Origin of the sequence: Actinorugispora endophytica, from assembly GCF_004363075.1 — a bacterium.
Classification (GTDB): Bacteria; Actinomycetota; Actinomycetes; order Streptosporangiales; family Streptosporangiaceae; genus Actinorugispora; species Actinorugispora endophytica.
On record NZ_SNYN01000001.1, the window covers coordinates 531,448 to 544,298 of the forward strand.

12 protein-coding genes are annotated in these 12,851 nt (G+C 71.0%); 5 read left to right on the top strand and 7 right to left on the bottom strand.

Going from position 1 to position 12,851, the window contains the following annotated elements:
• Positions 1-67 precede the first annotated feature (67 nt).
• The gene (gene cysS / locus EV190_RS02440; RefSeq protein WP_133739730.1) at positions 68-1,468 is read right to left on the bottom strand and encodes a cysteine--tRNA ligase; all 1,401 of its coding nucleotides are present in this window, start codon (positions 1,466-1,468) and stop codon (positions 68-70) included.
• 338 nt (positions 1,469-1,806) lie between these two features.
• On the opposite strand from cysS, the gene EV190_RS02445 reads away from it, so the two are divergent.
• On the top strand, positions 1,807-3,132 hold the full coding sequence (locus EV190_RS02445) for a DUF2637 domain-containing protein (RefSeq protein WP_133739731.1): 1,326 nt from the start codon (positions 1,807-1,809) through the stop codon (positions 3,130-3,132).
• A gap of 83 nt (positions 3,133-3,215) precedes the next feature.
• Here EV190_RS02445 and ispF read toward each other — a convergent pair whose 3' ends face one another.
• From ispF to phoU, 3 genes are all read right to left on the bottom strand, one after another.
• Positions 3,216-3,689: a 2-C-methyl-D-erythritol 2,4-cyclodiphosphate synthase gene (gene ispF, locus EV190_RS02450; protein ID WP_208112991.1), complete on the bottom strand. Its 474-nt coding sequence runs from the start codon at positions 3,687-3,689 to the stop codon at positions 3,216-3,218.
• A gap of 27 nt (positions 3,690-3,716) precedes the next feature.
• The gene (locus EV190_RS02455; RefSeq protein WP_133739733.1) at positions 3,717-4,199 is read right to left on the bottom strand and encodes a CarD family transcriptional regulator; all 483 of its coding nucleotides are present in this window, start codon (positions 4,197-4,199) and stop codon (positions 3,717-3,719) included.
• Positions 4,200-4,497: 298 nt separating this feature from the next.
• Positions 4,498-5,160 carry a phosphate signaling complex protein PhoU gene (gene phoU / locus EV190_RS02460; protein WP_133739734.1) on the bottom strand — a complete coding sequence of 221 codons (663 nt, stop codon included), beginning with the start codon at positions 5,158-5,160 and terminating at the stop codon, positions 4,498-4,500.
• Positions 5,161-5,307: 147 nt separating this feature from the next.
• Between phoU and EV190_RS02465 the strand changes: the two genes are divergently transcribed.
• Positions 5,308-6,462 (top strand): sensor histidine kinase, encoded by a 1,155-nt coding sequence (locus tag EV190_RS02465; RefSeq protein ID WP_394345490.1) that lies wholly within the window; start codon positions 5,308-5,310, stop codon positions 6,460-6,462.
• Positions 6,459-7,145 carry a response regulator transcription factor gene (locus tag EV190_RS02470; RefSeq protein ID WP_133739735.1) on the top strand — a complete coding sequence of 229 codons (687 nt, stop codon included), beginning with the start codon at positions 6,459-6,461 and terminating at the stop codon, positions 7,143-7,145. Before EV190_RS02465 ends, EV190_RS02470 begins: the two co-directional genes overlap by 4 nt.
• 323 nt (positions 7,146-7,468) lie before the next feature.
• Here EV190_RS02470 and EV190_RS02475 read toward each other — a convergent pair whose 3' ends face one another.
• A complete protein-coding gene (locus EV190_RS02475) occupies positions 7,469-9,028 on the bottom strand; it encodes a serine hydrolase domain-containing protein (RefSeq protein WP_133739736.1) in 1,560 nt (519 codons plus the stop codon).
• Positions 9,029-9,218: 190 nt separating this feature from the next.
• Here EV190_RS02475 and EV190_RS02480 point away from each other — a divergent pair, with 190 nt between their 5' ends.
• Both EV190_RS02480 and EV190_RS02485 read left to right on the top strand, forming a co-directional pair.
• Entirely contained in the window at positions 9,219-10,730 is a 1,512-nt protein-coding gene (locus EV190_RS02480; protein ID WP_133739737.1) for a sensor histidine kinase, read from the top strand.
• Complete coding sequence (locus tag EV190_RS02485; RefSeq protein WP_133739738.1) at positions 10,727-11,383, top strand: response regulator; 657 nt, start codon at positions 10,727-10,729, stop codon at positions 11,381-11,383. The genes EV190_RS02480 and EV190_RS02485 overlap by 4 nt, the downstream gene beginning before the upstream one ends.
• A 79-nt stretch (positions 11,384-11,462) precedes the next feature.
• Here EV190_RS02485 and EV190_RS02490 read toward each other — a convergent pair whose 3' ends face one another.
• Both EV190_RS02490 and EV190_RS02495 read right to left on the bottom strand, forming a co-directional pair.
• Positions 11,463-12,209 carry a phosphoglyceromutase gene (locus EV190_RS02490; protein ID WP_133739739.1) on the bottom strand — a complete coding sequence of 249 codons (747 nt, stop codon included), beginning with the start codon at positions 12,207-12,209 and terminating at the stop codon, positions 11,463-11,465.
• A gap of 76 nt (positions 12,210-12,285) precedes the next feature.
• Positions 12,286-12,795, bottom strand: coding sequence for a YbjN domain-containing protein (locus EV190_RS02495; protein ID WP_133739740.1), 510 nt, complete (start codon positions 12,793-12,795; stop codon positions 12,286-12,288).
• Positions 12,796-12,851: the final 56 nt, after the last annotated feature.

A 12,851-nucleotide genomic window follows, 5' to 3' on the forward strand; every position in this document is an offset into this window, starting at 1 on the left:
CCGCCTTCTCGGCGGGCATGGTGAAGGCCACGGCCGCGACGGCCGTGGCCTGGGACGCGTCCCGGAACTAACCGCGCTTGAGCTCCCAGCGCGGCCCCTGCGGGGTGTCCTCGACAAGGATCCCGGACTCCGCGAGCTGGTCGCGGATCTCGTCGGCCGCCGCGTAGTCCCTGCGTGCGCGCGCGGCCTGGCGCTGGCGCAGCGCCACCGACACCAGGACGTCGACCACCTCGCGCAGGCCCGACTCCTCCGAACCGGCCCACTGCGGGGCCGACGGGTCCAGACCGAGCACCGAGAGCATCGCCCTGAGCCGCGCGGCGAGTTCGGCGGCCCGTTCCTTGGCGCCCTCGGCCAGCGCCGAGTTGCCCTCGCGCACGTGGCCGTGCACGACCGCCAGCGCCTGGGAGACCCCGAGGTCGTCGTCGAGCGCGGCGGCGAACTCGTCAGGCACCGGCGCGCCCTCGGGCACCGGGCCGGTGACCTCTCCCGCCCGGGTGAGGAAGCCCTCGATCCGCTGGTAGGCGGCCGCCGCCTCCTGGAGCGACTCCTCGGAGTAGTCCAGGCCGGAGCGGTAGTGCGCCTGCCCCAGGTAGTAGCGCAGCTCCACCGGGCGGACGCGGCGGATCACCTCGGGGATCAGCAGCGAGTTCCCGAGCGACTTGCTCATCTTCTCGCCACCGGTGGTCAGCATCCCGTTGTGCAGCCAGTATCGGGCGAACCCGTCCCCGGCGGCGTTGGACTGCGCGGTCTCGTTCTCGTGGTGCGGGAAGACGAGGTCGATCCCGCCGCCGTGGATGTCGAACACGGGGCCGAGGTACTTGGTGGCCATCGCGGAGCACTCCAGGTGCCAGCCCGGCCGGCCCGACCCCCACGGGGTGGGCCAGGAGGGCTCGCCCGGCCGCGCGCCCTTCCACAGGGCGAAGTCCCGCGGGTCGTGCTTGGCGCGCTCGTCGCCGTCCTCGGCCGCGCGCACCGCCTCGACGCGCTGGTTGGACAGCGCGCCGTACTCGGGGAACGACGGGACGTCGAAGTAGACGTCACCGGAACCGTCCCCCGCCGGGTAGGCGTGCCCTCGCTCGATGAGCCGCTCCATCAGCCCGATCATCTCCGGCACGTGCCCTGTGGCGCGCGGCTCGACCGTGGGCGGCAGGCAGCCGAGCACGTCGTAGGCGTAGGTGAACGCGCGCTGGTTCCGCTCGCTCACCTCCCACCACTGCACGCCCTCGGCCCCGGCCACCCGGATGATCTTGTCGTCGATGTCGGTGACGTTGCGGCAGAAGACGACCTCGTACCCGCGGTACACCAGCCAGCGCCGGAGGATGTCGAAGTTCACTCCCGAGCGGATGTGCCCGATGTGGGGGGGAGCCTGCACCGTGGCACCACACAGGTACAGCGAGACACGTCCCTCGTTCAGCGGGACGAAGTCGCGGACCGTGCGGGCTCGGGTGTCATAGAAGCGCAGACTCACGTTGTCAAGGGTAGCCGTTTCCACGTGTACAACGCGGTTTTTCCGGGTGACGGTTCGACCTCCCGCGAAACCGCCCGGCAGCTGGGAGGGGGCCGGCGGCGCTCGCGCTCCGGCCCCCGAAGCGGTCCGCACGTAATTCCCCGGAATGCCGCGGCCGAAGTCGCGACACGCCGGATCGGCACCGCGCCGGAACACCACCGCGAGGACGCGGGCGAACAGCCCCAACTGCGGGAACGGGAAATCGACCGTGATTATGCCCCGGACCACCGCCCGCCACTTCCAGCGGGTTTCGGGCGGAAGCCTCGTGCGAGCGGCCATTACGGACTAGCCTGCGCACAATGGCAGCCAATTCCTCCCGAAAAGCCCAGGCCCCCCGCAGCGCGCCGCAGCCGCCCGGCACGGGGGGACCACGCACGGGCGTCATCATGACGGCGGTACTCGGCGTCGCGACGATCGCGGCCTGCGCCATCCTGCTGTCCTACAACGGGATCTACCAGATCGCCGTCCGGGGCGGCATCGACGAGCGGCTGGCCCACCTGTACCCGGCCCTGTTCACCCTGCTGCTGGTGATGGCCTTCTGGACCACCTACCTGCTGCGCGACGCCCAGCGGCGGCGCCGCCTCTGGGTGGACGCCCTCGTACTGACGCTGATCCTGCTGGCGGCCGCCGCCAGCGCCATGAACTCGCTCCGCTACGAGCTCCTGGACTGGGCCGCCGCGGTCGTCGTAGCCGTCGCGCCCTGGATCGCGCTGCTGATCGCCTTCCGGCTCCTGCTGTGGATCACGCTGCAACTGCGCGGCGAGCGCTCCCGGCCGCGCCGGGGCCGGGCGGGCACGCGCACCGGCGACACCCCGGCCGGGCACGGCTCCGACGACGCCGACCGGTCCGGGTCCGAACGGACGGCGGCGACGAGCCGCCCCGCCTCGGCCGCTCCGGTGCCGCGCTTCGCCGACGAGCACGCCGACCGCGATCCGGGGCCCGCCTCCGGGCCGGCTCCGAGGCCCGCCCCGGATCCGGTTCCCGCTCCGGTTCCGGCCGCGGACCCCGCCGTGGAGGAACCCATCCGGCCGTTCGGATCTCCCGCGGCCGAGACCGTACCCGAGTCCTTCGTGGACTCGGTCCCGCTCCGGGCCGAGGAACTGTCCGCCCCCGACAACTGGACGGTCGAACCGCGGCCGGTCGCCCCCGAACCGCCCCCGGTCCCCGCAGAGGTCGCGGATGTCACGGATGTCACGGATGTCACGGATGTCGCGGATGTTCCCGGGAACGACGAGGAACTGCCCAGGCGCCCCCGCACGGGAGAGGAGAGCGCGATCAGGAAGGCGGCCGCCTCCCCCGAACCGGTGCCGCTGCCCTCCCTCCGGACCCCGGACCCGAGCGACAGCGACAGCGACAGCGACAGCGACCCGATGGCGCCGGACGACGGCTTCGACGCGGACGAGCCACTGGACGACCCCACGAGCGATGAGGCGCACGAGCCCGTCGGGGAGTCTCCGGAACCCGCCGTGTGGTTCCCTCCGGACCCCGAACCGGAGCCCCGTCGCCAACCCCTTCCGCAGCTGCGCAAGCGGCCCATGGTCCTCCGGCCGCGCAAGACCGGCAGCCTTCCGCAGGAACCCCCGTCCGGGCGGGTGCGCAGCGCACCGACCCCGCCGAGGGACTGACCGGTCCGCACGCCGGGTGCGCCGCTGACCGACGACGAGGAAGGGCCCCGCTCAGTCTGAACGGGGCCCTTCCTCGTCGTCGGTCAGCGGCGCACCCGGACGCACAGGGCCGTGGCGACCGCCGCTATGCCCTCTCCGCGACCGGTGAGCCCCAGACCGTCGGTCGTGGTCGCCGAGCACGACACCGGCGCCCCGATCGCCTCCGAGAGGGTCTTCTCGGCTTCGAGGCGGCGCGGGGCGAACTTCGGCCGGTTGCTGATGATCTGGACCGCGACGTTGCCGATCTCGTACCCGGCCTCCCGTACCCGCCGGGCGGTCTCGGACAGCAGTGCCACCCCGGAGGCCCCGTGCCAGGCGGGGTCCGAGGTGCCGAAGTGCGCACCGAGATCCCCCAGGGCACAGGCCGAGAAGAGAGCGTCGCAGGCCGCGTGGGCGGCCACGTCACCGTCGGAGTGTCCGCTGACCCCGTCCTCGCCCGGCCATTCGAGTCCGGCGAGGAAAAGGGTGCGTCCCGACGCGAACGGGTGGACGTCTGTTCCGACGCCCACCCTCGGCATATCGCGAATCAATGCGTTATTTCTCAGCTAACTCGTGAGGACCTCGTCGAGAAGGGCCTCTGCCTTGTCCTCGTTGGTCTTTTCGGCGAGGGCGAGTTCACTCACCAGAATCTGCCGGGCCTTGGCGAGCATTCGCTTTTCGCCGGCGGAAAGACCGCGCTCCTTGTCGCGCCGCCAGAGGTCCCGGACGACCTCGGCGACCTTGTTGACGTCACCGGAGGCGAGCTTCTCGAGGTTCGCCTTGTAACGCCGCGACCAGTTGGTCGGCTCCTCGGTGTGCGGTGCGCGAAGCACCTCGAAGACCTTGTCCAGGCCTTCCTGACCCACTACGTCGCGAACGCCGACGTCCTCGGCGTTGTCCGCCGGCACTCGTACCGTAAGATCGCCCTTGTCGACCTTGAGGACGAGGTAAATCTTGTCCTCGCCCTTAATGGTCCGTGTTTCGATAGCCTCAATGCGAGCAGCCCCATGATGGGGGTAGACAACAGTGTCGCCGACCTTGAAAGTCATGTGACAAGTACCCCTTCCGCTACCACAAGGGTACCACGTATCTACGACTTAACGTACCTATTGGATTTGTGAACGCGCAGGTCAAAGCCATAATTGCAGGCTTGACAAAGCCAACCCGGGGTGCTTGTCGGACCTCTGAGAAAGCTTGTGGGACACGTCCGGGGCCGCTTCTCCTGGCCACACCGGGAATCCCTCCATTCTACCCGGGATACCGGCGTTCGGCCATGGTCGCGCGCGTGACGCGGGGCCGTGGCGTACGCCACGGCCCCGCTGGTGCCGATTCCGGTCCCCGCCCGGATCAGGCGTCCGTGTCGATGTCCTTGGGCCTCTCCCCGGTCACCATGTAGACGAGGTGGTCGGCCACGTGCACGGCGTGGTCGCCGAAGCGCTCGTAGAAGCGGCCCGCCAGGGTGACGTCCATCGTGGCCTCCACCCCGTGCTCCCACCCCTGCCGAAGGATGCGCTCGAGCAGCTTGCGGCGGAGCCGGTCCATCCGGTCGTCGTCGGCGTCGAGTTCCAGCGCGGTCTCGGCGTCCCTGTTGAAGACGACGTCACCGGCCTTGATCACCAGCAGTTCGGCCTGGTGGCCCATCTCCAGGACGATGGAGCGCAGCTCCTTGGGAATGGCCGAGTCGGGGTGCCGACGGCGCGCGATCTTGGCGATGTGCACCGCGTGGTCGCCCATCCGCTCCAGGTCACCCGACATGTGCAGCGAGGTGATGATGGTGCGCAGGTCCTGTGCGACGGGCTGCTGGCGCGCCATCAGGTCGAAGGCGCTGTTGTCGATCTCCTCGTTGAGCCGGTTGATCTCCGCGTCTCCGGAGATGACCTCCTGGGCGGCCGAGAGGTCGGCGTCCAGCAGCGCGGTGGTGGCGCGTGCGATCGCGTGGCGGGCCAGCCTGGTCATCTCGACCAGCCGTTCGGTGAGGGCGTCAAGGTCCTCGTGGTAAGTGTCGCGCATGGCCTCAATCGTCCCAGGTGGTAACTGAATCACCGCGGAAGCGATGATGAATTCTCGGGGAACCTCGGTTGTAACACATGGCCAATCGGGTAAAGCGGCGTTCTGCCCGCTTACGATCGGATTGTGCAAGGGGAGCTGTTGGCCGCGATCGCGGGGATCGTCGGACTCGTGACAGGGGTCGCGGCCGGTCTGGCGTTTCGAATGAGTGAGGCGGGCCGTAGTCGTACCCCGAATCCGGCGCCGCAGTCGGAACTGCCGTCGGGGATCGCCGAAGTACTCGCGGCGCTGCCGTCGTCGGCGGTGGTCCTGGACCCCGCGGACCGGGTCCTCCGGGCCAGTTCGGCGGCCCGCGCCTACCGGCTCGTGCGCGGTGACGAGCTCGTCATCGGGGACCTGCTGGCCCTGGCGCGCCAGGTGCGCCGGGACGGCGTGATCCGCGAGACCGAGATCGAGGTGGCGGTGCGCAAGTTCGGCCCCGACTCCACGTCCTTCGCGGTGCGGGTGGCCCCGCTGGGCGGCACCGGACTGGTGCTGGTGCTGGCCGAGGACCAGACCGAACGGCGGAGGGTGGAGGCCGTACGGCGGGACTTCGTCGCCAATATCAGCCACGAGCTGAAGACCCCCGTCGGCGCGCTGTCGCTGCTCGCCGAGACGGTGGCCGACGCCAGCGACGACCCCGAGGCGGTGCGCCGCTTCACCGGTCGTATGCAGCAGGAGGCGTCGCGGCTGACCAGCGTCATCCAGGACCTCATCACCCTGTCCCGCATCCAGGGGGCCGAGCCGATGGCCGAGCCCACCGACGTCCCGCTCGACAGCGTCGTGGACGAGGCGCTGGACGCGGTGCGGATGGCCGCCGACTCCAAGCACATCGAACTGGTGTCGAGCGGCACCGAAGGCGTGTCCGTGGTCGGCGACGAGGGCCTGCTGGTGACCGCCATGCGCAATCTGGTGGCCAACGCGGTCGCGTACAGTCCAGAGCGCACCCGGGTCTCGGTATCGGTGCTGGTCACCTCCTCGACAGTGGACATCAGCGTGGCCGACCAGGGCATCGGGATCCCACAACAGGACCTGGAAAGAGTCTTCGAGCGCTTCTACCGTGTGGACGCGGCTCGGAGCCGGGCGACCGGAGGCACCGGTCTCGGCCTGGCGATTGTGAAGCACATCATGACCCACCATCGTGGGGAAGTGACCGTGTGGAGCAAGGAGGGTTCGGGGTCGACGTTCACTCTGCGTCTGCCCCGGCCCGAAACTCGGGAGCCCCAGCGCTCCGGTGGAAATACCTATCGGGAGGCAGCACAGTGACGCGTGTACTCGTCGTCGAGGACGAAGAATCCTACAGCGACGCCCTGTCGTACATGCTCCGCAAGGAAGGCTTCGAGGTCGCCATCGCCCCGACCGGCACGATCGCACTGGAGACCTTCGACCGTACGGGGGCCGACCTGGTCCTGCTCGACCTGATGCTGCCCGGCCTGTCGGGCACGGAGGTGTGCCGCACGCTGCGACAGAAGTCCAACGTCCCGGTGATCATGCTGACCGCCAAGGACAGCGAGATCGACAAGGTCGTCGGTCTGGAGCTGGGCGCGGACGACTACGTGACCAAGCCCTTCTCCTCGCGCGAGCTCGTGGCCCGCATCCGCGCGGTGCTGCGCAGGCGCGGCGAGGACGAGACGCTTCTGCCCGCCACCCTGGAGGCCGGACCGGTCCGCATGGACGTGGAGCGCCACGTGGTGACGGTGCGCGGCGACAGCGTGCAGCTCCCCCTCAAGGAGTTCGAGCTGCTGGAGGTCCTGCTCCGCAACGCCGGACGCGTCCTGACCCGCCCCCAGCTGATCGACCGGGTCTGGGGCGCCGACTACGTGGGCGACACCAAGACCCTCGACGTCCACGTCAAGCGCCTGCGCGCGAAGATCGAGTCCGACCCGGGCAACCCCCAGTTCATCGTCACGGTCCGCGGCCTGGGCTACAAATTCGAGCCTGCGGCCTGATCTTCGGGGTCGAAGGGGTCGCCCCCTGGGCAAACACCGAAATTCGAGCCTGCGGCCTGCCCTTCGGGGTCGAAGGGGTCGCCCCCTGGGCAAACACCGAAATTCGAGCCTGCGGCCTGCCCTTCGGGGCCGAAGGGGTCGCCCCCTGGACAAACACCGAAGTTCAAGCCTGCGGCCCGGCCCCCGGAGGCGAAGCGGTCATCCCCTGAACCGGCACCGAAGTCCGAATCCGCAACCCGATCACTCTCCCCACCTCTTCCGATCGCCGTGACTCTTGTGGCCTCTGCGGCACGCCCCCGTACGGGGGCGTGCCGGTCACAAGGTCACGGTAGGGGCTGTGGCCGCCGTCCGACCCTCGACAGCGCGACTCCCCTGGCCGCGAGTACCGCGAGGGAGACCAGCGCACCGACCGCCAGGAAGATCAGCTCTGCGGGTATGCCGTAGAAGCGCTGCAACCATGTGCCGTCCCTGCCTCCCATGATGAACGTCGCCGCGGCGTTGGCGGACAGCAGCACCGCCGGGGGGACCAGGTGGGGCAGCATGCGCGACGCGGTGGCCCACCAGGGGCGTCCCGCCCTCCGTGAGGCCCAGACGCGTGCGCGCAGCACCCCGCGTACTCCCAGGGCCGCCACGAGCAGGGTGAGCGCGCCGAACACCGCGTCCACCTTCCACAGGACCGAGCCCTCGCTCGGTGGGGTCCTGCCCTCGGTCAGCGCGATCAGTCCCTCGAGCATCTGCCCGGTGTCGTTCTCGTTGAGTGTGATGCCGCTGTTGAACAGCACGACGATGCCGTAACCGGTTTCGGGGACCAGCACCTGGTAGGAGGAGTAGGTGGAGACGACACCACCGTGCCAGACCTGGGTCGAACCGCCGCTGTCCTCGGGCGCCCGCCGCATCCAGCCGAGCGCGTAGCGCCCGTTGGGGGCCGAGGGGGTGTGCATCTCCTCCACCGCTTCCGCGGAGACCAGGGGCGTGCCGTCCGGCAGGCGTCCGCCGTCACCTTGGAGGATCAGCCACCGCGCCATGTCCTCGGCGGTCGAGACGACCCCGCCCGATCCCGTGCTGAAACCGTCGGGTTCGGTGACGGCGATGTTCACGCCGTAGGCGCGGATGTGCCCGAGGGCCGGAGCCTGGTCGGAGCTGTCGGCCGCCCCCAGTGACCAGGTGTCCCTCATGCCGGCGGGCTCGAAGACGCGGCTCTCCAGGTACTCCTCGAACGGCTCTCCGCCGACCACTTCCACCAGGCGGGCCGCGACGTGGTAGTTGGGGTTGTGGTATGTCCACTCCGCGCCGGGGTCCGCGGCGAGTCCGGCGTCGCGCATCTGCGCGACGGCCTCGGTGAGGGAGCCGGGCTGATGTGGTCGGGAGGCGTCGTGGAAGGTGCGGTCGGACATCCCGGAGCTCTGGTCGAGCAGTTGGCGCACGGTGATCTCGTCTCCGCGCGGATCCGCGATCTCGAACTCGGCCAGGTAGTCGCGGACCGGGCGGTCCAGTTCGACGTCCCCTCGGTCCACCAACTGCATGACGGCCAGCGCGGTCATCGACTTGCTCAGCGACGCGATCCGCATCGGGGTGTCGGGGCGCATCGGATTCCCCTCGGAGTCGTACCCGTACCCGCCGGTGTGGACGACCTGGTCGCCCCTGGTGACCGCGATGGTGGCGCCGGGCAGGCCGACGCGCTCCAGGTGGGCCTCCGCGAAACGGTCCAGTTCGGCCGCGCTCACCGGCTCGTCCACCGGCCCGCTCAGCGCCCCCGCGGACCCGGCGAGCGGCCCGACGAGGGCGACGACGACCGCGACGCAGCCCACCAGCGCGCCCCGCCGTCCTCCTGCCGTACCGCGCCGCGGCGTACCGCCGGGGCTCTCTGGGTCTCCATCGGACATCCCGGATCCTCCACGTGTCTGTCGTCTTCACTCGGACAGGAGAGACGCTAAGGATCTCGACGCTCCTCGGGCATCGCCGGAAAGCGGTCGGCCTGTCCGGCCTTTCTGGTCCTTTCGTGGCAGTGGACACCGCTCGGACGCCACCTTCGCGCGATACCGACACGGCTCGGCTTCAAATAGCTTTGGAGCCGTGGAAACGACCGTCACCGCGCGCCGGAGCACCCTCCGGCGCGCGCTCGCGCGTGGTGCCGCGCCCTCCGGAAGGAGTGCGGGCCGGGGGCTGCTGCTGGCGGGCTTCGTACTCGCGGCGGCGCTGGACTCCCTGACCCCCTTCACGACGACCCAGCCCGTGTCGCCGTTCGCCCCCCTCATGGCCGTGCCGGCCTACCTGATCGGATGGTCCCCGCCCACCGGCCGGGGCGCCCGTCTCTGTCTGACCGGAGTCCTCCTGGGGCAGCCGGCCGCGGCGCTGCTGCTGTGGGAGGGCGCCACGCCGGCGTTCCTGAAGGGGGCCGTCGCGGTCCTGTTCGCGCTGCTTCCGTGGCTGGTCGGCCGCTACCGGCGGCAACGCGCCGAGGCCGCGGGGCTGGGCTGGCGCCGCGCCGAACTCCTCGAACGCGAGCAGGAGGTGGCCGCCGAACGCGAGCGGCTGCGCGAGCGCGCCCGGATCGCCGCACGGATGCACGACTCGCTGGGGCACGAGCTCAGCCTGATCGCCGTGCGCGCCGGCGCCCTGGAGGTGGCCGAGGACCTGGGCGCGGAGGACTACCGCCGCGGTGCCGCGGAACTGGGCGCGGGGGCGATCGGGGCGGTCGAGCGGTTGCAGGAGATCATCGGGCTCCTGCACGACGACCGGCCCCCCGACGACGCCGAGCCGTGGCACGAGGACCTCCGGGCCCTCGTCGAGCACGCCCGCGCCTCGGCGATGGCCGTGGAGCTGGACGGCGGCGGCCTCTGGCACGACCTCTCCCAGACGACCCGCGCCGCTCTCTACACGGTGGTGCGGGAGTCCCTGACCAACGCCGCCAAGCACGCCCCCGGCGCGGCGGTGGCGGTCCGCCTGTCCCGAAACCCCGACGTCCGGGGCGGCGTCGTCGCCAGGGTGGTCAACGGCCCCGCGACCGGCCCCCCGAAGAGCGCGCGGGCCTCCGGCGGGCGCGGCCTGGCGGCGCTGCGCGAGCGGGTGCGCGCCGACGGCGGGTCCCTCGCCTCCGGTCCCCGGCCGGACGGCGGCTTCGAGGTGATCGCGCGGCTTCCGCCGAACGACGGGGCGGCCCCGCTCGGGAAAGGGGCCCCGTCGGAGTCCGAACGCCAGCGCGCCGCCACCCGGCAGCGGGCGAACCGCGGACTCGTCACCGCGATCGCGGTTCCCCTCGGGCTCCTCGCGGCGCTCGTACTGGCCTGGGGCGGGTACTACGGCCACACGTCGGCCCGCTCCGTTCTGGCCCCGGAGGCCTTCGCGTCACTGCGCGTCGGGGACGGGCAGGAGCGGGTCGAGGCCGTACTGCCGCCGACGCAGATGATCGATCCGCCCTCCGCGGCCGGTCCACCGGTTTCCGGGGCGTGGACGTGCTCCTACTACCGGTCGAGGGTGGCCTGGCCGGGGACCCTCGCGAACGCCTACCGGCTGTGCTTCGCCGACGGCCGGCTGGTCGGCAAGGACACGGTGCCCCTCGGCGCGCGGCAGGAGACCGACCGGTGATCCGGGTGCTGCTGGCCGACGACGAGCCCCTCATGCGGGTCGGGATCCGCACCATCCTGTCCTCCGACCCCGGCATCACCGTCGTCGCCGAGGCGTCCGACGGGCGCGAGGCGGCCGAGCTCGCCGGGCGGCACCGGCCCGACGTCGCGCTCCTGGACATCCAGATGCCGGGTACGGACGGCTTCACCGCCATCACCCTGATCCGCAGAGCCTCCCCCGCCACGACGGTCGCGATGCTGACCACGTTCAGCAGGGACGAGTACGTGTCCCGCGCCCTGGACGACGGCGCCAGCGGCTTCCTGTTGAAGGCGGCCGCACCGCGCGAGCTCATCACCGGGGTGCGCGCGGTCGCCGAGGGCGGCGCGTTCCTGTCCCCCAAGGTGACCCGGCGCGTGATCACCGGTTTCCGCAACCGGAGGGAGAACCGCGCGCACCCCGCCCACGAGCGGATCTCCGCTCTCAGCCCGCGGGAGAGGCAGGTCCTGGCGCTGCTGGGCGCGGGCCTGTCCAACGCCGAGATCGCCCGTGAGCTGCACCTGGTCGAGGACACCGTCAAGACCCACGTCAGCGCGGTCTACGCCCGGATCGGGGTGAAGAACCGCGTCCAGGCCGCGATCATCGCCCATGACACCGGTCTCAGCGCCGACCGCTAGGCGGACGCGGCGCTCCCGGAACTGGGAGCGGCCCCGGCCCCTTCCCGGGACGGGGCCGCTCCTGCGAAAACCGCGCGGGCTACTTCTTGCCCTGGTTCTTGACCGCTTCGATGGCCTGCTTGGCCGCCTCGGGGTCCAGGTACTCGCCGCCCGTCTTGCGGGGGGTGAAGTCGTCGTTGAGCTCGTAGAGCAGCGGGATGCCCGTGGGGATGTTGAGTCCGGCGATCGTGTCGTCGTCGATGCCGTCCAGGTGCTTGACCAGCGCGCGCAGGGAGTTGCCGTGCGCGGCGACCAGCACGGTGCGGCCCGCGGCCAGGTCCGGGACGATCGAGTCGTACCAGTAGGGCAGCATCCGGTCCACGACGTCGGCCAGGCACTCGGTGCGCGGCATCAGCTCGGGCGGCAGGTCCGCGTACCGGCGGTCGCCGACCTGCGAGAACTCGTTGTCGTCGGCCAGCGGCGGCGGGGGCGTGTCGTACGAGCGCCGCCAGGTCATGAACTGCTCGTCGCCGAACTCGGCGCGGGTCTGGGCCTTGTCCTTGCCCTGGAGGGCCCCGTAGTGGCGCTCGTTGAGCCGCCACGAGCGCCTGATGGGAAGCCAGTTCAGATCGGCCTCGTCCAGGGCGAGGTTCGCGGTGCGGATCGCCCGCTTGAGCAGGGACGTGTGGACCACGTCGGGGCGCACGCCCGCGTCGAGCAGCAGCCTGCCGCCCTTGCGCGCCTCCTCCTCGCCCTTCTCCGAGAGGTTGACGTCCACCCAACCGGTGAACAGTCCCTCGGCGTTCCAAACGCTTTCGCCGTGACGCAGCAGAACCAGAGTCGACATGCCCCTCAGCCTAGCGACCCGTCCCCGCCCGCATCGCACCGGGCCGCCCACTGGTCTACGCCAATTCGCCGCGGCGTCATCCGCCCGGCCGCTCCCCCACCATGTGCCGGAACGCCTCCAGGTTGCGGAGGCTCTCCCCGCGCCTGGTGCGCCACTCCCACTCCTTGCGGATCGCCGTGGCGAACCCGCGCTCCAGCGCCGGGTTGAAGTTCTCGTCGGAGTAGGTGAGCGCGCAGCCCAGCAGCCGGTCCACCTCGTCGGGCGTGACCCCGCCCAACGGCAGCCGCCCGGTGATGTACACGTCCCCCACCTCGTCGGCGGTGAAGGCCATCCCGTACATGCCGTCGCCGCGCTGCATCAGGTACCGGTAGAACTCGCCCTCGTTCTCGTCGGGGCGGCGGCAGAAGAAGCTCTTGACCAGCAGGCTGTGGTCGCCGATGTTCAGCCACACCAGCGTCTTGAGCTTGCGACGGCCGGGGAGGGTCACCAGGAAGGCGTCCTGGTTAGGCCGCTCGTAGTCCAGCTCGGCCTCCTCGAGGGCGGCCCTGATGGCCGCGGCCGCGTCGGCCTGCTCCCGCGTTGGCATACCGGTCCTTTCCTGATCGCCGTCGGCCGCCGGACGCGTCCGGCGCGCGGACGGTC